The sequence below is a fragment of the Polyangium sorediatum genome (assembly GCF_029946465.1).
Taxonomy (GTDB): Bacteria; Myxococcota_A; Polyangia; order Polyangiales; family Polyangiaceae; genus Polyangium; species Polyangium fumosum.
Genome location: NZ_JARZHI010000074.1, coordinates 15,046 through 37,236, shown reverse-complemented (window position 1 = coordinate 37,236; position 22,191 = coordinate 15,046). Strand labels below are relative to the sequence as shown.

Below are 22,191 nucleotides of genomic sequence, written 5' to 3'. Positions count from 1 at the left end.
CCTGGGTCCAGCGCCTCGCTGGTCCAGGTCCAGGGGCGGACAGCCCCTGGTGGGGTTTGGGGCAACGCCCCAACGCGGGACCAGAAGTTGACGCGACGAAAGGGCATGTTCGCGGCGCCTGTGTCAGGATGCGCGCCCAGCGCCACCCGAACGCCTCGTGGCGCGCCGTACGAACGAGGCGAGCCGTCGATGCGATCCCCGCTTTTGCCGATATTCCTCACCGTCTTCGTCGACGTCCTCGGCCTGACGCTCATCCTGCCGCTGCTGCCGTATTACGCGAAGGACTACGGCGCGTCGGATTTTCAGGCGACGCTCCTGACCTCGGTTTACGCGGCGGCGATGTTCGTGTCCGGGCCGATGCTCGGCCGGCTCTCGGATCGTATTGGTCGAAAGCCCGTGCTCCTGCTCAGCCAGGTGGGCACGCTCATCGGCTGGCTCACGCTCGCGGCTGCGCACAACCTGGAGATGCTCTTCGTCGGCCGTATCATCGCGGGCCTCACGGCGGGCAACCTCAGCATCGCCCAGGCGTACATCTCCGACGTCACGAAGCCGAACGAGGAGCGCACGCAGGCCTTCGGCTTTTTCGGCATCGCGTTTGGCACCGGCTTCTTGCTCGGCCCCGGCATCACGGCGCTGCTCACGTACCTGTTCCGGGATCACCCCGATCCGCTCTTCAAGTACAAGCCGCCCACGCTCGCGGCCGCTGGGCTCAGCCTGGCCGCGATCCTGCTCACTGCGTTCTTCTTGCCGGCGCGCAAGCCCGCGGCCCAGACGGGCCGGCGACTCTCGGGCATGGCCGAGTACCTCTCGCGCCCTGGCCCGCGCAAGCACCTCGCCGAGTTCTTCTTCTTCAGCGTCTCGTTCGCCGCGCTCACGGGCGCGCTCGGCGTCTACCTGAAGCGCCAGTTCAACTACGAGCTGCACCAGGCGGGCCTCATCTTCGGCCTCTCGGGGCTCATCGGCGCGATCGTGCAGGGCGGGCTGCTCAAGCGGCTCGTGAAGAGGCTTGGCGAGGAGCGGCTCACGGCGATCGGCCTCGGGACCATGGTCCTCGGCTACTGCCTGCTCGGCGTGGCGACGAGCCTCGGCTTTTTGCTCGTGCTCGTGGTGCTCGGCTCGTTCGGCGCGGCTGTCGTGCGTCCGAGCGTGACGACGCTCATCACGCGGAGCGTCGCCAAGGAGGAGCAGGGCACGGTGCTCGGCGTGAGCCAGTCGCTCGGCAGCCTCGCGCAGATCGCGGGCCCCGCGGCGGCCGGCTGGCTCATCGATCGCAACCAGGTCGTGATGTACGGCCTCCTCTGCGCGGGCTTCAGCCTGCTCGGCCTCCTGCTCGCGCTGCAGCGCCGCGGGGAGCCGCGCCCCGTCGAGCAGGCGCCCGCGGAGGGATGACTACCGGCTGGCCTCGCGAAGGCAATACCGCAGGCCGTCCTTCAGGTTCCGTAACGTCTTCACGTCGCCCATCCCGACCCCGAGGGTCACCACGGTCTGCGCGACCGCGGGCCGGAGGCCGGTGATCACGGTCTTCGCGCCGACGAGGCTCGCGGCGCGGGCGATCGCGAGCAGGCGATCGGCCGTCCCCGTGTCGAGCACCGGCACGCCCGTGAGGTCGAGGATCAAGAACCGCGCCTGCAGCTCGACCACGCTGCCGAGCGCGGCATCCATCATCTCGGCGGCGCGACCGCTGTCGACGACGCCGACCACGGGCAAACACAAAACGCCCTCCTGCACCTCCAGGATCGGCGTCGAGAGCTCCCGGATCGATGCGGCTTGCCGCTCGATGACCGCGAGCTTGTCGCGCAAGTCCGCCTCGGCGCCCTTGCGCTCGGTGATGTCCACGATCGCGGCGGCGAGCCGCAGAAGCTCCCCGCTCTCGCTCCAGAGCGATTGAAAGGTGCTGGACACCCACAGGTACGAGCCGTCCACGCGGAGGAGCCGGCTCTCGAAGGACGTCTCTTCCTTGCGTGACGCGAGGTGTTCGGCGAAGAACAGCCTCGCGCGTTCGCGGTCCTCCGGGTGGACGAACGCCGTCCACTCGCGGAGCGTCTTCGGGGCCGCCTCCGCCGTGATGCCGAGCAGCCGCGTGAGCCCGTCGGATACGTAGATCGGCTGCGTGGGATCGCCCGGGTTCTTCGGATCCTGCGGCACGTAATCCCAGAGGCCGTTCTTCGAGCCTCGCATGAGCAGCTCGAACCGTGCGAGGCTCTCCTCGGCCCGCGCGCGCTCGCGCTCGATCTCGGTCCGGTCGAGGGCGATGCTGAGGACCCCACGCACACGCCCCTCCTCGTCGGCGAGTGGCGCGTTGTGCCATTCGCACACGACCGTGCGGCCGTCCTTCGTGATGTTCTCGGTCGCGACGGCGCGCCCCGAGGGGATCCGGCCTTCGCGGATCGCGAACCCGGCATCGACGACGGTCTCGCGCTGCGGCTCGGCCACGATGAGGTCGACGAGCCTTCGGCCGAGCACCTCGGTCCGCGTGTAGCCGAAGATCCGCTCGGCGCCCGAGCTCCACTCGACGACCCCGCGGCCGACCTCGGTCTCGATCATCGCGACGGGCGCCCTTCGCAGGTATGCCTCCAGGCGCCGCGCGGCGGTGACGGTGGCGCGCCGCGGCTGCTCGATGGAGCGCGCGCAGCAGAACACGAGCCCCCGCTCGAAGACCACGCGCATGGTCCATTCGAGCCACTTGTACGTGTCGTCCGCGCAACGGAAGCGCGTCTCCTGTACAATCGCGCCCTGGGCCTCGACGGAGATGCGCGAGGTGCGCCGGGTCGGATCCCGGTCCTCGGGGTGCAAACGGTCTTCGAGCCGCATGCCTTCGAGGGCTTCGAGCGAGAACCCCGTGACGCGCTCCCAGGCCCCGTTCGGCTGGTAGATCCGGTTGTCGGAGTCGAGGACACAGAACAAGGCCGGGGCCTTTTCGAAAAACTCCCGCGGATCGATCCTGGGGCCTTGGGCTTGGGTTTCCATCGAAGGGTGGGCAGTCTACCAAGGGCGCGCGGAGAGGGGTGGCGGGAGAGGGGGGGCGAGGGCACAATCCGCGCCGATGCACACGGGCCGAGCGAGGAAGATCGGAAAACGGGCGCGATATGGGCCCTTTTTCGCGCAACTCCTCGCCGCTGGGACCGTGCTCGCCGGATGCAACGACGTCGCTCGTTTCTCCACGGACGCGCAGCATGCGTACTGCGGCGCCATCACGCTCGGCAGCCCGTTTCGCGAGGGACTCAGCCCCCGCGTGCAGATGCGCCTGACGCTCGACGCGACGCGGCTCGACGGCGATGACGCGCCAGGAAGGCTCTGGACCTTCGAGGCGGCGACGGAGACGAGGCCCGAGCGGCGGCTCTTCGACGGCGCCGCGCTCCGCCCGATCCGGCCGCTCGCGCACGATCCGCTCTCGCAGTTCGAGATGGGCGAAGGCCGGGTGCGCAACACGATCTTCGCGGTCTCGCCGAGCGAGCCCCTGGCCGAGGCGATGCTCGCGTTCCTGTCCTTGCGCTCGGACGGGGGCGTGGAGGTGCGCCTCGTGCGCGCGGGCTCGGAGGATCCGGAGGCGGACGAGGAGCGGCGGCCGATCTTCGGGATGTTTTCGCTGGTGCGCCGGGAGGGCCAATGCGGGTTCTAGGGATCGAGACGTCGTGCGACGAGACGGCCGCCGCCGTGGTGACGGAGGAGGGCGTGGTGCTCTCGGACGTCGTGCGCAGCCAGGTCGAGGCGCATGCGCCCTACGGCGGCGTGGTGCCGGAGATCGCCTCGCGGGACCACGCGCGCGCCATCGTGCCGGTGATCCGCGAGGCGCTCGCGCGGGCCGAGATGAAGCCGGGCGACGTCGACGGGATCGCGGTCACGTCGCGGCCGGGCCTACTCGGCGCGCTGCTCGTGGGTCTTTCGGCGGCGAAGGGACTGTCCTTCACGACGGGCAAGCCGCTCGTCGGGGTGGATCACCTCGTCGGGCACCTGCTCGCGGTGTTCCTGCGGCGGGGCGAGGCCGAGGCGGCGGCGCCGGTGCCGTCGTACCCGTTCATCGCGCTCCTGGCCTCGGGCGGGCACACGGCGCTCTACCGCGTGGACGCGCCGCGGCTCTCGTCGATCCGCGAGCTCGGGGCGACGCGCGACGACGCCGCGGGCGAGGCGTTCGACAAGACGGCGAAGCTCCTCGGCCTCGGCTATCCGGGCGGCCCCGTGGTGGATCGGCTGGCGGCCACGGGGGATGCTTCCCGGGCGAAGGACGTGGTGCCGCGGCCTTTGGCGCATCGCGAGAGCCTGGAGTTCAGCTTCTCGGGGGTGAAGTCGGCGGTGATGCGCCACGTGGCGACGCTGGGCAAGGCGCCCGAGGGGCAAGCGCTGGCCGACCTCTGCGCGGCGTTCCAGGCGTCGGTCGTGGGCACGCTCGTGGACAAGGCCGTACGCGCGGCGAAGGTGGAAGGCGTGCCGCGGATCGTGCTCGCGGGGGGCGTCGCGGCGAACCGGGGGCTCCGCGCGCGGATGGCGGAGGCGTGCGCGCGGCAGAAGATCGCGCTCTTCGTGCCGTCGTTCGCGAGCTGCACGGACAACGCGGCGATGATCGCATACGCGGGCGCGCTGCGGCTCGCGGCGGGGGAGGCGGACGACCTCGCGCTGGAACCGTCGACCAAGACGGCGCTGCCGCGCGTCACGCGGAAGGGGGCGGGGCTGCGGTGAGGGGCCTCCCCTGCGCCCCGCGCCCGTGATACTTTCGATCTCGTGTTGGAGACGCCGCAAAACCTCGTAGGAGCGGATCAGGATCCCTACGACGCCAACGGGATCGATCGCTCGCTCATCCGCTGGATGCTCAGCCTGTCGCCGACCGAACGCCTCGCGGTGGCGCAGGGCTCGATCGACCTCGTCGAGAGCGTCCGCCCGCTGTCCGATGGCGCTGGCTGACATCCTCCGCACGCTCCTCCACCATCAGGTGGATTTCGTCGTCGTCGGAGGCATGGCCGCCGTCCTGCAAGGCGCGCCTGTGCACACGTTCGACATCGATATCGTTTATTCTCGTGCGGAGGAGAACGTGGCGCGGCTGCTCGCCGCGTTGCAAGACCTCGACGCCGTCTTTCGCACGGATCCTCGAAGGCTCGTGCCCAACGAGTCCCACCTTCGCTCCACCGGGCACAAGCTGCTTTCGACGCGCCACGGCGTACTCGACGTCCTCGGGACCATCGAGGAGGACACCTCCTACGAAGACCTCCTGCAGGATGCATTGTGGCTGGAGGTCGCCGGCGCGCCGGTCCGCGTCCTTTCTCTCGAACGCCTCATCCAGATCAAAGAGAAGCTCACGCGCCCGAAGGACCGCGCCATGCTCCTCGTGCTGAAAGCGACCCTCGACGAGAAACGCCGCCCGCAATGAGCCGTCGGCCCGTGATGCGGGTGACGCCCATTGCTCCCCGCCGCCAGCCCATGCACATTGCTCCGCCGTGCCCACGCCCTCCCGCCTGCGCTCCACCCTCCCCCTCTCCTTGACCGCGGCGCTCCTCCTCGCCGCCTGCCACAAGTCCGACCCCGGCCCTTCCCAGCCGGTCGCGGGAGACGACGCCGCCGCGGACGTCCCTGCCGGCGCGGTCTCCCTCGAGCTTCGCAACGAGCCCGTCGACGTCGTCGCCGAGAAGCTCGCGTCCGCGGCGGGCAAGCCCTTCGCCATCGATGCCGACGCCCAGGCCGTCGCCCATTGCGCGCGGATCACGCTCGTCACCGGCGGCCCCGTCCCCCTTCCGAATGCGATCCGCCTCCTCCGCGAGGCCCTCGATCCGGCCGGGCTCTCGCTCGTCGAGAGCGAGACCGGCGGCCTCGTCGTGCGCCGCATCCCGGACAAACCCTTGCCCGCGACCTGCGCAGGTAGCGTGAGCGCGCCGGCCGAGCCGTCCGAGCGTGCCCCTGCGCCGTCGGACGCGTCCGTGGAGAAATTCGCGGCGGGCGTGCGAAAGGTCTCCGAGACCGAATACGAGATCACGCAAGCGTCGGTCGCTCTCCTGGGGGACGATCAGGCCGGGCTCGTCCGATCGGGCCGCTTCGTTCCGGCGCAGAAGGACGGAAAGATCGTGGGCCTGAAGCTCTTTGGCATTCGTTCGAGAAGTATGCTCGCGACGCTCGGGCTCCAGAATGGTGATCTCGTGCTCGATCTCGGGGGATACGCGCTCACGAGCCCCGATCTCGCGCTCGAAGCTTATTCGAAGCTCCGGGGCGCGAAGAAGGTCGAGATGACGCTCGAACGGCGCGGGGCCCCGCAGAAATTCGTGTATCGCATCGTCGAGAAATGAGCGCCCCTCAGGCGCTGTCCTCTTCCATCACGCGGAGCAGCGCCCAGAACATCGCCTCGCCGTCCCGCTCGCGTTCGACCGTCTTGCCGTGCACGCGCGCCCATTCGAGCGCGAGCGGCAGCGGGATGCCCGCCTGCCTCTTGCCCGTGAGCTCCCCCGTGGCTTTCGTGAGCACGTCGCCCATCGGCGACGGCCGCGGGGCAATCTCGATCCTCGGATCGAGCGCCTCGCACAACGCCGGATCCGTCACCGCGTTGTATTCGCGGCACGCGATCGGCCGCTCCTCGTAAATGCTGCACAGGTCGCCTTCGAGGAACGGGCAATCGATCCGGAGCTCGTAATACCGCCGGCTCACGTCGTCCCACGCCGCCGAGGACGTCGCCTCCTTCGAAACCAGCGAGGACCGACCCTTCGGCGCCCTCGGATCCACGAGCCCGGCCTGTTCGAGCCGCTCGATCGCCCGGATGAACCGCTCGCGCACCTCCGCGCGGCGCGGCTCCGGCATCGCGGCCACGACCTCGCCGAGCCGCCGCGCCTCGATCGGCGAGGCCGGCACGAGCTGGCGGCAGCAATGGGTGCAGCCCTTCTGGCACGAGATCTCCTTGCCCTGCGCCCGCGCGTGCGCCGTCGAGATGGCCAGGATCGACGCCGAGAGCGACCGCGCGAGCGGCAAGAGCTCGTGCACCTGCGCGCGCCCGACCCGCACCTTGCATTCGATCTCGTGCTCCTCGCCGAGCACGTGCAGGTGCACCTTCGCGTCCTCGTACGCCTTGCGCGGGCTCTTCACGGACACACCGCCGGCAGCTCGCCGAGCGAAGGCAAGAGCGTTCGATAATCGTCGTGCTTCACCCCGCCCCGCGCGTCGTCGGCGAGCTTGTAATAAAACGTCCGCGGGATCCCGGAGCTCCAATACGCGTCCACGTCGCTCGGCATGTTGCCGAACGCGAGCTCGGGCAAGAGCCCCGTCGCCGTCTTCAGCAGGCTGAGCTCGCCCGATTTGAACGACGCGGCGGCCCCGCCCATGCGCCCCGTCGCCGTCACCGAGGTGTGCACGATTCCCGGCGGAAACCCCCGCAGCCTGAGCCATTCCCGCGTCCGTGGTTCGAGCCAGTGCGGCCGCGCCGTCAGGTAAAACATGAAAAACCCGCGACCCGAGAGCGACCGCATCACGTCCACCGCGCCCGGGTGCGTCTGGGAATGGTTCCCCGTCAGCACGTCCCCGACGAGCGCCTCTTCCTTTTCGGTCAACGTCCCGTCGATGTCCGTCACCACGATCCGCGCGCCGGCCGGCAGCACTTCGAGGAACAAGTCCACGCTCGTCCCGTCGCCCGCGACCACCATTTTGATCCGGTGCCGCCCCACGCCGAGCGGACCGCCGGGCAGCACCTGCGCGAGATTCACGAAGATCTGTCCGCCCTCGTCCGCGACGCCGACCACCGCCGGGTGCGAGCCCTCGTCTTCGGTCGTGCGGTACGTCCCGACCTTCTCCCACGCTGCTCCGCAGCCGCGGAGCAAATACACGTCGATGTCTTCGTCCTTCAGATCCTTGTCCGCGGGCCCGTATGCGAATTTCCCGAGCACCCATTGCGGGGTGCCCGGGAGCAGGAACAGATCCCGACCCCGGTGCCGCGGGCCGAGCGCGCTCGCGAGCAGCCCCGAGCGGTTGTGCCGGAATTCCCGCTTCGACGGCGCGGGAAAGGGCGTGTCACACGAAGGCCGGAGCGCGCAGGGGCCGGGCGGAGCCATGGGGGGCGGCGCGGCCGCGGTCTGCGCGACGGCGGCGGGGCGGCTCTGCGCGGGTGCGCCCGCGCAAGCGGCCAGGGAGACGGAAAGTCCTGCAATCGCGAGAGATCGAGCGAAGAAATCCACGAGGAGGCCGATGATGCCAGAACCCGCGGGATGCGAGAAGCGCGTCGTTCGCCCGATCGCTCTAGCCGGCGCCGTCGATCGCCGCCGCCTCGTCGGGCTCCAGAAACGGCCGCACGTCCTCGATCGATTCCCGCGAGACGATGGCCTTGCCCGCCGGAGACAGGTGCACGAGGAGCTGAACGAGCGGAGGCGCCGCCGCCGTGACCGCGTCTTTCACGACGTCGAGGTCGGGCGCGCGTTGCGCGAGCAAGACGTACGCCGCCGCCGCGCGGTGCTCCGGGGTTTGCCCGAGATCGGCCACGATCGACGGCAGCTCGCCGAGCTCGAGGGGCGCCTGCTCGCGATACCCCGCCCGTTTGTTCCCGGCCGCCCCGAGCGCCGCGAGCGCCTCGAGCCACGCGGCCATCGGCCGGCCCTGCCGCGCGAGCGTCCGCGCGATGGGCGGCGCCGGCAGGATCGGCCCCGCGCGACGCAGCTCGTACGATCGCAGGAGCGCAACCGCGCTCGCATGCACGCGTTTGCCGAACAGCGGCACCCGCATGAAGGCGCGCCCGCTCGCGTTCGTCAGGGTCAACGTCGGAATGCCGCGCCAATCGGGCTCGATTTGCGCGGGGCCGAGGAGCATCCACGGATAATACGTGACGAGGCCCGAGGCCACGCAACGCAGGCCGGCCTCGTCGAGCGCGAGCTCCACGCGCAGGGCCTGCAAAAACGGGCCGACGAGGGTGACCGCCCCGGCGAGGAGCGTCATCACGACGAACATGAGTGGGATGAGGAACATGTCCTCCAGCTCGAAGGACCGGTCCACGAAGGAGCCCCACAAGATGTAGGCCATGAGGCCCGCCGCGACCCCGCCGATCAGGAGGGCCCGCCGGACGGGGTCCGTGGGGAGCCCCGTCGGGCGGAGCGAAGGCGCGAAGAGGCCCTTGCGATGGTGGAGGCTCTCCTGCTGCCGGAGAGGCTCAATCACGTGGAACGGCAAGGCAGGGCTCGCCTACCGCCGCCCGAGGTCGACCTTCGGCCGCCCGGTCGGCCCGACCGGCGCGCCCTTCGCCGCATCTTTCTTCGACTCCGGCTTCGCGTCCTTCTTCGCCGGCGCCTTGCGCACCTCGACGCCGCCGAGATCCAGCGCCGCGAGCTCCGTCTCCACGACGGCCGCGTCTCCGACCACGATCACGCGCATCTGATCGGGCCGCAGGTACTTCTCGGCCACCCGCTTCACGTCCTCGGGCGTGATCTTCGAGATCCGCGAAGGACGCGTGGCGAGCTCATCGAGCGGCAGCCCTAGCACCGCCAGCGACGCGAGCGTCCCCGCCGTCTCGCCGGCCGTCTCGAAGCGCGCCGGGAGCTGCCGGACGAGGCTCGCCTTGGCGTCGGCGAGGTCCTCCGCGGACACGGGCTCCTTCCGCAGTCGCTCGATCTCGGCGAAGATCTCCCGCACGGCCTTGGCCGTCGCGGGCGTCATGATCGCCCCGCCCGCGGTGAAAGGCCCGGGGCCGTGGCGCATGTCGAAGCTGCTCCGCGCGCCGTACGTGTAGGCGTGTTTCTCGCGCAGGTTCATGTTGAGCCGGCTCGTGAACTGCCCGCCGAGCAGCGTGTTCATGACCATCAGGGCGTCGAAGTCCGGGTTTTTCCGGGGCACCCCAGCGAGCGTCACGGCGACGTACGATTGCGTGGCGCCGGGCCGATCCACGAGGAACACCCGCTTCTCGCCCTTGCCCACGGCCGGCGGATCCTTCGGCGCCTTGACCGCAGTCGCCTTGCCCGTCCAGCCGCCGAAGCTCTTCTCGACGAGCGCGAGGGCCGCGGCCTTGTCGATGTCGCCCGCGATCGTGACCGTCGTGTGCTCCGGCCGGAAGAGCGCCGCGTGCTGGCGCGAAAGCTCCGCGGGCTTGATCGCCTTGACGGACACCTCGGTGCCGATGAGCGGCTCGCGGTAGGGGTGACCCGCCGGGTAGAGCCGCTCGGTGATGGCATTCTGGAGGAGCACGCCCGGCTGATCGGCCTGCTGCAGGATCGACGTGAGCCGCCGCGCGCGCTCGCGCTCGAGCTCCGCCGCATCGAAGGCCGGGTTCAGCACCACATCGGCGAGGACCGCGAAGAGCTCGGGCGTCTTCTCGCGCAGCGCTTGGGCCGTCAGGCCCACGCCGTCGTGATCCGCCCACGCGCCGTACCGCGCGCCAAGGGCGCCGAGCTCCTCGGAGAGCTTGATGGCCGAGCGTTGCTTCGTGCCGGAGAGCATCATGGCGGCCATGGTGCTCGTGAGCCCCGGCGAGGGCTCCTGCTCCGCGCCGCGGTCCACCACGATGTTCACCGCGACGACCGGCATCTCGCGCCGCATCACGTAGAGCACGCGCAGCCCGTTCGGCAGGCGCGCCTCGTCGATCTTGGGCGCGAGGAACGGCATGTCGGCCCCGGCTTGCGGCGGGGTCTTGCGGAACGAGGGATCCTCGGGCGGAGGCGCGGCCGCCTCCTTGGGCGCCTGCTCGGTGGCCGCGGGATCCGGCGGCGGATCGGGCGGCGGGGGCACGACGGGCGTGGGCGTCTGGCAGGCGGCGAGCGAGACCAGGGAGAGGCCGAGCAAGGCCACGATGTGCGAGCGGCGAGCGAGCTTCTTCACGGCATCCCTCCCACGAGGCGACCGGCGCGCGGCGCGTCCGCGACGGGCCGCACGAATGTGACGACGCGGTTGTCCTTCGGCAGGTACGTCGCGAGCGCCCGGGTCACGTCGCCGGGGGCGACCTTCTCGTACCGGGCGAGGTCTTTCTCGAAAAACCCGGGATCCCCGGTGCGTCGATTGTAGTTGTTCAACAGATCGGCCCGCCCCGTGACGCGCTCGGCGCCGAAGACGAGCCCGGAGAGCGCGCGCGTCTTGGCCCGATCCAGCTCCGCGGCGGCGGGCGGCGCGGCGCGCAGCTTGTCGAGCTCCTCGTCGACGACCTTGAAGGCCTCGTCGAGGTTCTTGTCCTTCTGCAGGGTGACCGTGATCTCGAAGACGCTGGCGAGCTCCGCGGACTCCTGCGAGGCCGTGACGCTCTGGGCGATCTGCATGTCGTAGACGAGCCGCTTGTAAAGGCGGCTCGATTTGCCGCTCGCGAGCACGTCGGAGACCATGTCGAGCTCCGCGTCGCCGGGCGCGTAATGCGGCGGCGTCGTCCACGAGATCACGATCCGCGGGAGCGTGACGCCCGCCTCGACGTCGAGGCGCACTTCCTTCGTGAGCGGCGAAGGCACGGGCCCGCGAATGGGCTTCGCGTCGGCCCCGCGCGGCAGGCCTCCGAAATACTTCGCGACGAGCTCCTTCGCCTTCGCCGGCTGGAGATCCCCCGCGATGACGAGCGTCGCGTTGTTCGGCACGTAGTACCGCTTGAAGAACCCGCGAACGTCCTCGAACGTCGCCGCGTCGAGGTCCTGCGGCGTGCCGATCGTGAGCCGGTGGTAGGGGTGCGTCTTCGGGAACAACGTGGAGCGCACGAACTGCCGCACGAGGCCGTAGGGCGCGTTCTCGTAGTTCTGCCGGCGCTCGTTTTTCACGACCTCGCGCTGGCTCTTGAACGTCTCGTCGTTGGCGTGGTCGAGGAGGAAGCCCATGCGGTCGCTCTCCAGCCAGAGCGCGAGGCCGAGCTCCCCGGACGGTACGGTCTCGTAATAGTTCGTCCGGTCCGTGTTCGTCGTGCCGTTCCTGTCGCTCGCGCCGGCGCGTTCGAGGTACCGGAAGAACTGATCCTCGCCGACGTTGCGCGAGCCCTGGAACATCACGTGCTCGAAGAGGTGCGCGAAGCCGTTCCGCCCGGGGCCCTCGTCCTTGGATCCCACGTGGTACCAGACGTTCACGGCGACCACGGGCGTGCGGTGATCCTCGTGCAGGATCACTTCGAGGCCGTTCGAAAGGACGTACTTCTCGAACGGCAAAGACACGCGCATGCCCGGCGCCGCGGCAGGCGCGGGTGCGGGCGGCGTGGGGGCGGCCACTTGGGCCAGGGAAAGGCCCGTCGGCACGGCGAGCAAAGCGAGGGACACGAGCCCGAAGGCGGCCCTCCTCGGTGTTCGGCGCAGCATCGCGGCCCTTGTAGCAAATTCTCGGGCCCGCGGCCCTCGGGATCCGCCCCTCCCGGCCTTCCGGGAACTCCGCGCAGCAAGCTGTTGTCGCGCTCCGAAGACCAGCCTAAGCCAGGCACAACGAGAGCGAGATACCCATGCGCAAGCTTCTTCAACGCTCGGGGGCTCCACGCGGACAAGCCGCGTTGCGCCCCCGAACCCCCGTCCCCCTGTTTCTCCTCCTTGTCGCCATGGCCGGATGCAGCGCGTCCCCGACCCCCGGCCCCCAGACGCCCGCGAACGCGGGCAACGAAACCCCCACCCCGGACACCACGAAGCCGCCCGCGCCGGATACGACCGCCAGCGCCGAGCCCAAACCCAAGCCCGACGAGGCCAAGCCGGCCGGCGGCGAGAAAGCCGCCTACCGCGAGGAGGAGCTCAGCGAGCCGAAGTTCGATCTCGTGATCACGCCCCTGCCCGCGGCCCCGAAAGGCCTGTCCGCGGCGCCCAAGGCGTGCGACGCGTTCGTCAAACGAAAGCCCGCCGCCGCGCCCGTGTGCGCCGAGCGCGCGCAGGCGCTCGAAGCGCTCGACAAGGCCCTCGCCGAAGGGAACGCGGACAAACGAGACGTTGCCCTCGCTGGCCTGGAGTCGTGCGCGGGATTGCCGCCGGGCCTCACGCGCGCGCTCCGCGCCGAGCTTGCGCCCACGGCCTGCGCCGACGTGATCCTGGAGCCCGTGATCGCCGCGCCCCCGAAGGGCATCGACGGCGCCGTCTACACCACGATGCGTGGCCTCGCGACAGCCGCCCGGCTCTCGCGCGCCGGCGACGCGCCCCCCAAGATCGCGGCGCCCTACGACAAGAAGAAGCTGCTCACGTTCATCGGCGGTCCGATGAAGGACTGGGTCGCCGAGCAAGCGACGGCCATCCAGGCGCTCTCGAACGAGGGCGCGGGCCTGCGCTCGTATGCGCGCGGCGTCGCGGCCATCGAGGCCGGCATGGCCGATCTCCGGCTCGTCGAGGCCGTCCGCGCGGTGCCGCTGCCGCCCGAGCTCGCGAAGGACCCCGAAGCGCGGAACATCTACTACGCCGAGCTCGATCAGACGCTCGACCCGCGCAAGGACCGCGGCCGTGACGCCACGCTCGTGGGCCTGCGGGATCTCGCGGTCGTGGGCGTCCTGCGCGACGCGCGGATCGACCGCGCCCGCGGACTGCTCTCGCGCCTCTACGGCGGGCGGCGCATCGACGCGCTCGATGGACTCGTGGTGCCGCCGCTGTCGAAGGCCGCGCCCGCGGACGTGACCGAGCGTCTCGCGACGAAGCTGCCGACGTTCTACGCGGGCCAGCTCCTGCCGAAGGACGCCGTGGCGAAGGCCGGCGTGCTGCGCGCCCTGATCGAGCGCGGGGTGCCGCTTTCGTACCGCGCCGCGCTCAAAACCGAGAAGCTCCCCGACGACGCGCGCCGCATGTATGCCCGTGCGCGCATCGAGCTCGGGCGCGTCTACCTGCGCGCCGTCGATTTCGATCAAGCCGCGGCGTTGTATGCCGGTCTGCCCGAGGGAGCCCGCACGGACGAGGACGCGTTTTTCGCCGCGCTCGTCGGCGCGCTGCGAAACGGGCCCGAGGACGCGGCCACGATGGTCCGCACGGCGCCGGTGTCGATGCTCGGCATGGGGCAGATCGCCGGCCTCGACACGCTCACGAAGGCGAAAGGCCCCTTTGCGGGCGCCGCGGCCTTCGACGCCGCGCTGATCAAGCAGATCACGGCGCCCATCGGCGCGGACGCGGCCTATTTCCGCGACGTGGCGGCGCGATTCCGCGAGGCCGCGGGCCTGCTCGGCGACGCCGCCCAGCGCAAGGCCGCCGAAGACCGCGCCAAGGCCGCCGAGGCCACGGCGAGCGCCATTCACTGACCCGCTCTCCCCCCGCATTCTGTCCCACCGCCGAAAAGGCCGTCCCCACGCGAATTTGATGCGCGTTTCCGGGGAGCGAAAACGATTACGCACGCAAGCTCGTTGACGCGGCGTTGACGCGAACGTGACGGGCTCGATACCGTACGAGGCCCCTCGCTTACACGCAGCCCGACCTTTCGCCCGCGATTCGGTCGAACGGCGCGTGGTGCGTCCCAGGAAACCTTTCGTGGAATCGACAGCGTCCCACCGCAATGCGACGCCGCCCACGGCGGCACACCCCCCTGACGACGCGCTCCTCCGTCTGGAAAGCGCGATGCTCCGCGTCGCGGCCGGCGGCGCGCCCGAGCTGCTCCTTTTGGGCGGCGGGACAGGCGCCACCCGCTCCCAGCTCCTGCGCTCGTTCTGCGAGAGCGCGATCGGGCTGTGCACGCTCGTGCTCTCGGGCGAGGGCAACCTGATCCACGCGGGCGAACCCTACGGCCCGATCGTCGCCGCGCTCCGCCGCGTCGCCCCGACGCTCGGCAGCGAGCCCGGCTCCCTCGGCCCGCTCCTCCGCCAGCGCGCCGAGGAGGCCATGCTCGGCAACGGCCGCCTGCTGCTCGACCTCTGCCCGGCGCTCGCCTCCTTCGTGCCCGACGATCGTCCCGCGGAGCCGCTGCCCCCCGCGCTCGCCGACGAGCGCATGACGACGACCCTGCTCCGCCTGTTCGCGGCGCTCGCCGTGCCCGAGCGGCCGATCGTGCTCGCGCTCTCGCACATCGACGCGGCCGACGACGCGACGTTGCGCCTCGTCATGCGCCTGCTGGAGAGCACCACGTGCCGGTATCTGCTGATCGTCGCGACGTTGTCGGACGGCGCGCACGCGGCCTGGAAGGAGACGCTCGGGCCGTGGCTCCAGAAGAGCGGACCCCGCGTGGACGGCGTGCACCTCGGCCCGCAGGTCGACGCGGAGATGCTGGCGAGGCACGCCGCCGTCGCGTTCCTCCCGGAGCCCTCGCGCTTCGCGCTCGCCGCCGCCGCTTGCCTCGGCAGGTCGGCCCCTCTCGATGCCGTCGCCGCGGCACTCGGCACGACCCCGGTCGAGGCCGCCGCCCGCCTCGCGCCCGCCGAGACGTCCGATCTGCTCGGCCGCGAGGGCGCCGCGTACGTGTTCGCCGACGCGCTCGCCGCGCAGGACCTCCGGCGCGAGGCCACGAAAAGCGACCCCGCGCGCCTCGCGGAGATGCACCTGCGCATCGGCGCCTTCCTCACGCGCGGGATGGGCGAGGACGAGCCGAACGCGCGGCTCTACGAGGCAGCCGGACACATCCTTCTCGGAAAAACCGCGGCCTGCCGCGCGACACTCGCGCCCGGGGAGACGGCGCGGCTCTGCGCGATCACGTTCGCCGCAGCCCGACGCGCGCGGTCCGCGGGCGCTTCGAGCGTCGCGGCCGACCACCTCGGCGCGGCGGGCGACCTGCTCGATGGCCACGACGGTCCCGCGGAGATCCCGCCCGACCTCACCTGGAAAATCCGCCTCGCGCAGGCCGAGTGCGCCGCCAGGCGCGGCGATCGACGCGCGACCGAAGCGCGCGTCGGAGAGCTCCGGCGGCGCGCGCGAAACGAGCTGGAGGGACACGCCGCGGCGCGGCTCCTCATCGACCTGCACGCGGGCCTCGGCGAGCACGAACAGGCCTACGCCTGCGCCGCCGCCTGCCTCGCGCCCCTCGGCGTGCGCCTGCCCGAGCGGCCGGGCCCCGACGACGTCGCGGCGGCGTTCGAGGCCACCTGGGATGCGCTCGGCGACCGCGCGATCGAGGAGATCGCCGACCTCGAGCCCATGACGAACCCCGAGGCGCTCGCGGCCACGGCGGCGCTCTTTGCGGTCCACCCCTCCGCGCATGCGCTCGGGCCCGACGTCGCCGACATCGTGGCGTGCCACCTCGTGCGGCTCTCGCTCCTCCACGGCAACGCGGCCGCGTCCGTGGTCGGGCACGTCGCGTTCGGCGCGGCGCTCGTCGGACGCCGCGGGGATCACCGGGGCGGCTACCGCTTCGGCAAGGTCGCGATGGACCTCTCCGAGCAGATGGGCTCGGCGCTGCTCCAGGGCATCGTCGGCGCGTGCTTCGCCACGAACATCTCCATCTGGACCCACCACCTGCGCGCGAGCATCGCCTATTCGAGGCGCGCCCACGAGGCGGCCCTCTCCTCCGGCAACACCCCGTGCGCGCGGCGCAGCGGCGCCCTCGTCGCGCTCTTCATGCTCCTGAAAGGCGATCCGCTCGACGACGTCGCCCGCGAGGTGCGAAACCATGAGGCGTCGCGCCTGGATGCAAGTGATCCCGACGGCATCGGCGAGCTCGTCGGCGCGATCGAGCGATTCGTTGCACAACAAAAGGGCCGCGCCGTCCCGCCGCCTGCGCGCCGGGACGATCTCGCGCCCGAGCCGCACGTCGACCCGCGGACCCCCGCGGCCCCGATGCGCTTCGGCACGCTCGTGCGGCGTGTCCTCGACCTCGCCGCGCTCGTCCTCGCCGGCGAGAACGACGACGCGCTCCTCGTGAGCGCCTCGCTCCGGGCCCACGCCCCCGCGTTCGCCTCGCAGGTCCTCCTCCCGGAGGAGCGGTATTTCGCGGCCCTCGCCGAAGCGGGCCGCCGCACGCCCGCGACGCTCGCCGCACGCCTCGCCGCGCTCGACGACCTCGCCTTGGACCTCGAGCGCTGGGCCGATCGCTGCCCCGAGAACTTCCAGCACAAACACGCGCTCGTCCTCGCCGAGCGCAGCCGCCTCGCCGGCCGCGATGTCGACGCGATGCGCCTCTACGACCAGGCCATCGCCGCCGCCCGCGACAACGGCTTTACCCACGGTGAGGCCATCGCCGCCGACGCCGCCGTCCGGTTCTACGTCGACCGCAGCTTCCCCACGATCGCCGCGGCCTACTTGCGCCTCGCGCGCGCGGCCTACGCCCGCTGGGGCGCGGGCGGCAAGGTCGAGAAGCTCGATCGCCGGTACGCCAAGCTCGTCGAGGACCCGGTCACGGGCACCTCGAAGCCCCCGCTCCGCGGCGGATCGAGCCTCGACATCGACGTCCTCGCCGCGGTCCAGACCGCGCACGCCGTCTCCGAGGAGATCGTCCTGCAGCGCCTCATCGTCACGCTCATGCGGATCGTCATCGAACACGGCGGGGCCCAGCGCTGCCACGTCCTGCTCGCGACGGACGGCGGCGAGCTCTCCCACGCGGGCCGCGCCCTCGTGACCTCGCAGGGCCTCGACATCGAGGTCCCCGGTGGCCGCGCCCGCGACCTCTCCACGCTCCTGCCCGCGTCCGTCATCGGCTACGTCCGACGCACGGGCGAGCCGATCCTGCTCGAAGACGCGACCGCGGAGCCCATGTTCTCCGCCGATCCGTACGTCGCCCGCGCACGCCCGCGCTCGGTCCTCTGCATGCCGATCACGCGGCAAACCAAGCTCATCGGCATCTTCTACATGGAGAACAACCTCGTCCCGGGCGCGTTCACCCCGCGGCGCCTCTCGCTCCTCGAGTTCCTCGCCGCCCAGGCCGCGATCTCCCTCGATCACGCCCAGCTCTACGCCGACCTCGCCCGCGAGAACAGCGAGCGGCGGCGTACCGAGCAGACGCTCCGCCGGAGCGAGGAGCGCATGCGCCGCCTCGTCGAGATCGCCGGCGTGATCCCCTGGGAGGCCGACGCCGAGACCGAGCGCTTCACCTTCGTCGGCCCGCAGGCCGAGGAGCGGCTCGGCTGGCCCACGAGCGCCTGGTACAAGCCGAACTTCCTGCGCGATCACGCGCACCCCGAAGACCGGGACCTCGCCCTCGCGGCCTTCACGCGCGCCGCCTCCGACGAGACCCCCGGCGGGCTCGAATACCGCCTGCGCACCAAGGACGGCCGCGCCGTGTGGCTGCACATGGTCGTCAGCGTCGCCGAGCGCGAGGGCGGGCAAAGGCTCCTTTCGGGCTTCTTCTTCGACGTGACGGCGCGCAAGCACGCCGAGGAGACGCTGCGCGAGCAGCTCGAGATCATCCACCGCCAGCGCGAGGACATTCGCACCCTCTCGACGCCGCTGCTCGACGTGTGGGACGGGGTCGTGGCCATGCCCGTGCTTGGCGCCCTCGACGAGTCCCGCGCGGCGCGGGCCATGGAGGTCCTGCTCGGCACGATCGCGCAGCGCGCCGTCCATTGCGCCATCCTGGATTTGACGGGCGTCGCGAGCGTCGACGCCGTGACGGCCGAGCACCTGCTCCGGATCGTGCGCGCGGTCGAGCTGCTCGGCGCGCGCGCGCTCATCGTCGGGATCCAGCCCGACGTCGCGCGCACGATCGTCTCGCTCGGGATCGGCCTCGGCCGCGTCGAGACCCGCGCCTCGTTGAAGGACGCGCTCCAGAACCTGAGGCTCCCCGCCCCGCACGGGAAACGCGCGGCCGGGAAGAACCCGCGCTGGCCCGCGGCGATGGGACGAACCCCCGAGTGACGGGACTCAGTCGGCGAGCAGATGGCCCGCGAAATGCTCGACCGTATCGGGGACCGATCGGGCGATCCACGTGCGTAACGCCTCGGGCTCGCGGGGGAGATCGTCCGGCCACACCCGCACCGTGCCGTCGCGGCCCACGGACACGGCCCAGCTCCCATCGGGGGCGATGTCCACGTCCCGCACGACGCTCTCGTGGGTGCCGAGCACGCGCCCCTCGCCGATCGCGAGATCCCAGAGACGCACGGTCTTGTCGTCGCTGCCCGTCACGAGCGCCGCGCCGTTCGCCGCGAGCGCGAGCGTACGAATGGGACCGTTGTGCCCGCGGAGCGCGCTGCGAATCGCGCCCGTGCCGACGTCCCAGACCCGCACCGTGGCGTCGTCGCCCAGGCTGAGCAGCGTCTCGCTGTCCGGCGTGAACGACAAACCCGCGACACGATACCCGCTCGCGTCGTAGGTGCGGGGCGCGGCGGCGCCCTCGTCCCAGAGCCGCAGCTTGTGATCCAAGCAGCCCGAGGCGAAGACCTTCCCGTCGGGCGAGAACGCCACCGACTCGACGGCCTCCTCGTGACCGCCGAGCACGCGGCTCTCGCCGGTGGTGAGCATCCAGATGCGCGCGGTCTTGTCGGCGCTGCCCGTCGCGAGCCTCGATCCATCCGCGGAGAACACGAGCGCCAGGACCGACGCTTCGTGGCGGCCGATCACGCGCACCTCGCCGGAGTCGACGTTCCAGAGCTCGACGTCGCCCCTCGTGTGGCCGATCACGACCGACCCGCCATCTGGGGAGAACTTGATCACCGGCGGCCTCGCGCCGTCCGCGCGCGCCGCCCGGATCTCGTGGCCTTGCATGTCCCAAAGCCGCACCGTGCCGTCTTCGCCTGCGGTGGCGACCACATCCCCGGCGGGGGACATCTCCGTGTGGATCACCCGTCCCACGTGCCCCGTGAGCGTGACGGGCTTTGCGCGGCCGCTGCCTCGCGTGGGCCAGAGCTGCGCGACGCCGTCGGCGCCGGCGGAGAGCACGTGATCCCCGCCGGGCGTGATGTCGACCTCGAAGGCTGCCCCTTCGTGCCGCCCGAGCACGCGGCCCGGCGTGGTGTCGAGCGTGAAGACACGCGCGGTGCCGTCCACGCTCGCGACGACCAGGCGCGTGCCGTCGTCCGAGAACAACACGTCCGACACGTTGTCGCGCATGCCGACGAACCGCCGCCGCTCCCCGGTCGCGAAATTCACGAGCCGCACCTCGTGATCGTTGCCGCCGTACGCGAGCATGCGCCCGTCGAGGGAGAAGGCGAGCGCGAACACCGAACCGTCGTACGTGGGCAGCGTCGTGGCCGTGCCTGTCGCGAGGTCCCAGACCCGGACCGTTCCATCCACCGTGGCGGTCGCGAGCCGCTGGCTGTCGGGCGCGAACGCGAGCCGCTGGATGGCCGAGGCCTGCCCTTCGAGCCTCCGCGGTTTGTCCTTCTTTTGCATGTCCCAGAGCCACAACGTCCCGTCCGGGTCGCCGGCGGCGAGCACGCGCGAGTCTGGCGAAAAACCCATGGGAAACCGCGGCAGGAACTGGGCCGTGGCGTCGTGGACGCGCATCTCGGGCAGCACGAACGACTCCCCGGTCTTCCGATCGAACAGGGTCAGGATGCCGTGTTTCCCTGCGGTCACGAAATGGCGCTCGTTCGGCGCGAATGCCCCTTTTCGGGTCATCTCCGGGTCCGACGCGAGCACGCGGTGTTTGCCCGTCGCCACGTCCCAGGCCCGCACGGTCCAGTCGTCCGCCTGGCTCACGACCTCTTTGCCGTCGCGCGACGGGAGCGCAAAGACGATGGGGCGCGCGTGCCCGCGCAGCGTGGAGATCACGGCGCCCGTGGCGGCGTCCCAGATGCGGATCGTCCGGTCCTTCCCCGTCGTGAGCACGCGCTGTTCGTCCGGGAAAAACGTGGCGAACCAGACCTCGTCCTCGTGCCCGCGCAGCTCGATCGACGCGCCCGTCGTGAGATCGTAAATGCGCGCCGTATGATCGTCGCTGGCCACGACGAGCCGCTTTCCGTCCTTCGAGATATCGACGCGATTGACCGCCCCCTTTTGGTCGCGGAGCACCTGCGCCGGCCCGTGCACCCAGGCGTCCGCGGCCACGACGCGCGCCGAGCTCCATTGATCGAACGTCGGCGAGAGCGTCTTCAGCCACGCGAGCGCCTCGTTCGGATCCCGCAGCACGGCCGCGCGCGCCTGGACCAGCGTGAGCTCGTCGGCGTGCGCGACGGCCCGTTGCTCGGCTTCCACCGCTTTTTTGCGCGCCTCCTCCGCCATCGCATGCTCCCGCGTCACGCGATCGCGCTCCTTCAGCACGCCCGTGACGAAGAGCCCCCCGGCCGTGACGAGCACACAAAACGCCGCCACCGCCACGGAGAGCGCCGCCCGGTGCCTGCGGGCGAACCGCCATATCTTCTCGCGGGTCGTGTAGGAGTGCACGCCCACGAGTTGCCCCGCGAGAAACCGCCGTAGATCCTCCGCCAGCGCCTTCGCCGTCGGGTACCGGCCGGCCGGATCCCGGGCCATCGCTTTGTCCACGATCGCCAGGAGATCGAGCTGGATCCCGCGCTGCATTTTCCGCAGCGGCGTCGGCGGGCCCTCGAGCACCCGCTGCAGGACCTTGATGCCGCTCACGCCTGCGTACGGCGGGCGCCCCGCGAGCACGTGATAAAGGATCGCCCCGAGCGCGTACACGTCCGCGCGCTCGTCCACGGCCTCCGCCGCTGCTTGCTCGGGCGGCATGTACGCGGGTGTCCCCATCACCGAGCCCACGAGCGTGATCCCGTCGCCCAGCGCGGCCTCGTCCACGTCGTCGCCGCCTTCGGGGGCCGAACTCCGCTCGCCTTCGCGGCTCCCCTGCCCGTTCCCCGCGGGCTCCGACAGATCCTTGCCGAGGCCCCAGTCGATCACGAGCGTCTCGCCGTGCGCGCCGACGAGCACGTTCGCGGGCTTCAGATCTCGATGAATGATGCGTTTCTCGTGCGCGTACGCCACCGCGTCGGCCACCGCGAGCACGTGCGTGAGCAGCGGGAGCCGCTCGTCGATCGTGCGGGCGCCGTCGATGATCTCGGACAGCGGGCGCCCGGAGACGAGCTTCATCGAATAAAAGGGCTCGCCCGTCGGCCAGCGCCCGGCCTCGTACACCGGCACGATCGACGGGTGCTGCAGCCGCGCCGTCAAGAGCGCCTCGCGGACGAACCGATCCTCGGCGGCGGAGCCGGAGTCGAGCAGCTCCTTCAGCGCCACCCGCCGATCGAGCCGCTGATCCCGCGCCGAGAGGACCCGCCCGATCCCGCCCTGCGCGACTTCGGTCTCCACCGCATAACTCGCCCGATCGACGAGCGGCAGCCGCGCCGCGCTCCACCGCCCCGACGACGGCACGTGGGTCGTGACGCCCGACGGCGCCTGGCTTTTCGAGAGCGTCGTCGCCGCGCCGAGGTCCGCCCCTGCGCCGCGCGTCGGGGGCGCGCTCGTCGCGGGTTGACCTCGCTCCGTCTCCTCCGACCCTCGCGATGGCTCCCGGTTCATCGCCCCGATCCTCTCCGCCGACGCTCGCTGCGAAGACACGCGCGAGCATCCCTCCATGCTAGCCCTCACGTAGACCGCT

15 protein-coding genes are annotated in these 22,191 nt (G+C 71.2%); 8 read left to right on the top strand and 7 right to left on the bottom strand.

Going from position 1 to position 22,191, the window contains the following annotated elements; genetic code table 11:
- The first annotated feature begins 189 nt into the window (after positions 1-189).
- Positions 190-1,389 (top strand): MFS transporter, encoded by a 1,200-nt coding sequence (locus tag QHF89_RS42110; protein ID WP_136968356.1) that lies wholly within the window; start codon positions 190-192, stop codon positions 1,387-1,389.
- Here the strand turns inward: QHF89_RS42110 and QHF89_RS42105 are convergent, their stop codons facing one another.
- The gene (locus tag QHF89_RS42105; protein ID WP_136968355.1) at positions 1,390-2,967 is read right to left on the bottom strand and encodes a PAS domain S-box protein; all 1,578 of its coding nucleotides are present in this window, start codon (positions 2,965-2,967) and stop codon (positions 1,390-1,392) included.
- Positions 2,968-3,043: 76 nt separating this feature from the next.
- On the opposite strand from QHF89_RS42105, the gene QHF89_RS42100 reads away from it, so the two are divergent.
- The 5 genes from QHF89_RS42100 (at position 3,044) to QHF89_RS42080 (ending at position 6,266) form a co-directional block, all read left to right on the top strand.
- Positions 3,044-3,619: a hypothetical protein gene (locus QHF89_RS42100; RefSeq protein WP_284721640.1), complete on the top strand. Its 576-nt coding sequence runs from the start codon at positions 3,044-3,046 to the stop codon at positions 3,617-3,619.
- On the top strand, positions 3,607-4,674 hold the full coding sequence (gene tsaD / locus QHF89_RS42095; protein ID WP_136932977.1) for a tRNA (adenosine(37)-N6)-threonylcarbamoyltransferase complex transferase subunit TsaD: 1,068 nt from the start codon (positions 3,607-3,609) through the stop codon (positions 4,672-4,674). The genes QHF89_RS42100 and tsaD overlap by 13 nt, the downstream gene beginning before the upstream one ends.
- A 42-nt stretch (positions 4,675-4,716) precedes the next feature.
- Entirely contained in the window at positions 4,717-4,896 is a 180-nt protein-coding gene (locus QHF89_RS42090) for a hypothetical protein (RefSeq protein WP_136968354.1), read from the top strand.
- Positions 4,883-5,359: a nucleotidyltransferase domain-containing protein gene (locus tag QHF89_RS42085; RefSeq protein ID WP_136968353.1), complete on the top strand. Its 477-nt coding sequence runs from the start codon at positions 4,883-4,885 to the stop codon at positions 5,357-5,359. The genes QHF89_RS42090 and QHF89_RS42085 overlap by 14 nt, the downstream gene beginning before the upstream one ends.
- Before the next feature lie 67 nt (positions 5,360-5,426).
- Positions 5,427-6,266: a hypothetical protein gene (locus QHF89_RS42080; RefSeq protein ID WP_136968352.1), complete on the top strand. Its 840-nt coding sequence runs from the start codon at positions 5,427-5,429 to the stop codon at positions 6,264-6,266.
- A 7-nt stretch (positions 6,267-6,273) separates the two neighbouring features.
- Here QHF89_RS42080 and QHF89_RS42075 read toward each other — a convergent pair whose 3' ends face one another.
- From QHF89_RS42075 to QHF89_RS42055, 5 genes are all read right to left on the bottom strand, one after another.
- Positions 6,274-7,053: a YkgJ family cysteine cluster protein gene (locus tag QHF89_RS42075; RefSeq protein ID WP_284721639.1), complete on the bottom strand. Its 780-nt coding sequence runs from the start codon at positions 7,051-7,053 to the stop codon at positions 6,274-6,276.
- Complete coding sequence (locus QHF89_RS42070; RefSeq protein ID WP_284721638.1) at positions 7,050-8,135, bottom strand: LNS2 domain-containing protein; 1,086 nt, start codon at positions 8,133-8,135, stop codon at positions 7,050-7,052. Before QHF89_RS42070 ends, QHF89_RS42075 begins: the two co-directional genes overlap by 4 nt.
- 61 nt (positions 8,136-8,196) lie before the next feature.
- Positions 8,197-9,105 carry a hypothetical protein gene (locus QHF89_RS42065; RefSeq protein ID WP_136968350.1) on the bottom strand — a complete coding sequence of 303 codons (909 nt, stop codon included), beginning with the start codon at positions 9,103-9,105 and terminating at the stop codon, positions 8,197-8,199.
- Between the two features lie 24 nt (positions 9,106-9,129).
- Positions 9,130-10,755, bottom strand: coding sequence for a M16 family metallopeptidase (locus tag QHF89_RS42060; protein WP_136968349.1), 1,626 nt, complete (start codon positions 10,753-10,755; stop codon positions 9,130-9,132).
- On the bottom strand, positions 10,752-12,194 hold the full coding sequence (locus QHF89_RS42055) for a M16 family metallopeptidase (protein ID WP_136968348.1): 1,443 nt from the start codon (positions 12,192-12,194) through the stop codon (positions 10,752-10,754). The genes QHF89_RS42060 and QHF89_RS42055 overlap by 4 nt, the downstream gene beginning before the upstream one ends.
- Positions 12,195-12,424: 230 nt before the next feature.
- Between QHF89_RS42055 and QHF89_RS42050 the strand changes: the two genes are divergently transcribed.
- Positions 12,425-14,086 carry a hypothetical protein gene (locus QHF89_RS42050; RefSeq protein WP_136968347.1) on the top strand — a complete coding sequence of 554 codons (1,662 nt, stop codon included), beginning with the start codon at positions 12,425-12,427 and terminating at the stop codon, positions 14,084-14,086.
- Positions 14,087-14,210: 124 nt separating this feature from the next.
- The gene (locus tag QHF89_RS42045) at positions 14,211-18,557 is read left to right on the top strand and encodes a GAF domain-containing protein (protein ID WP_342763986.1); all 4,347 of its coding nucleotides are present in this window, start codon (positions 14,211-14,213) and stop codon (positions 18,555-18,557) included.
- Positions 18,558-18,563: 6 nt separating this feature from the next.
- Here the strand turns inward: QHF89_RS42045 and QHF89_RS42040 are convergent, their stop codons facing one another.
- Positions 18,564-22,112: a WD40 repeat domain-containing serine/threonine-protein kinase gene (locus tag QHF89_RS42040; protein WP_136968345.1), complete on the bottom strand. Its 3,549-nt coding sequence runs from the start codon at positions 22,110-22,112 to the stop codon at positions 18,564-18,566.
- Between the last annotated feature and the right edge of the window lie 79 nt (positions 22,113-22,191).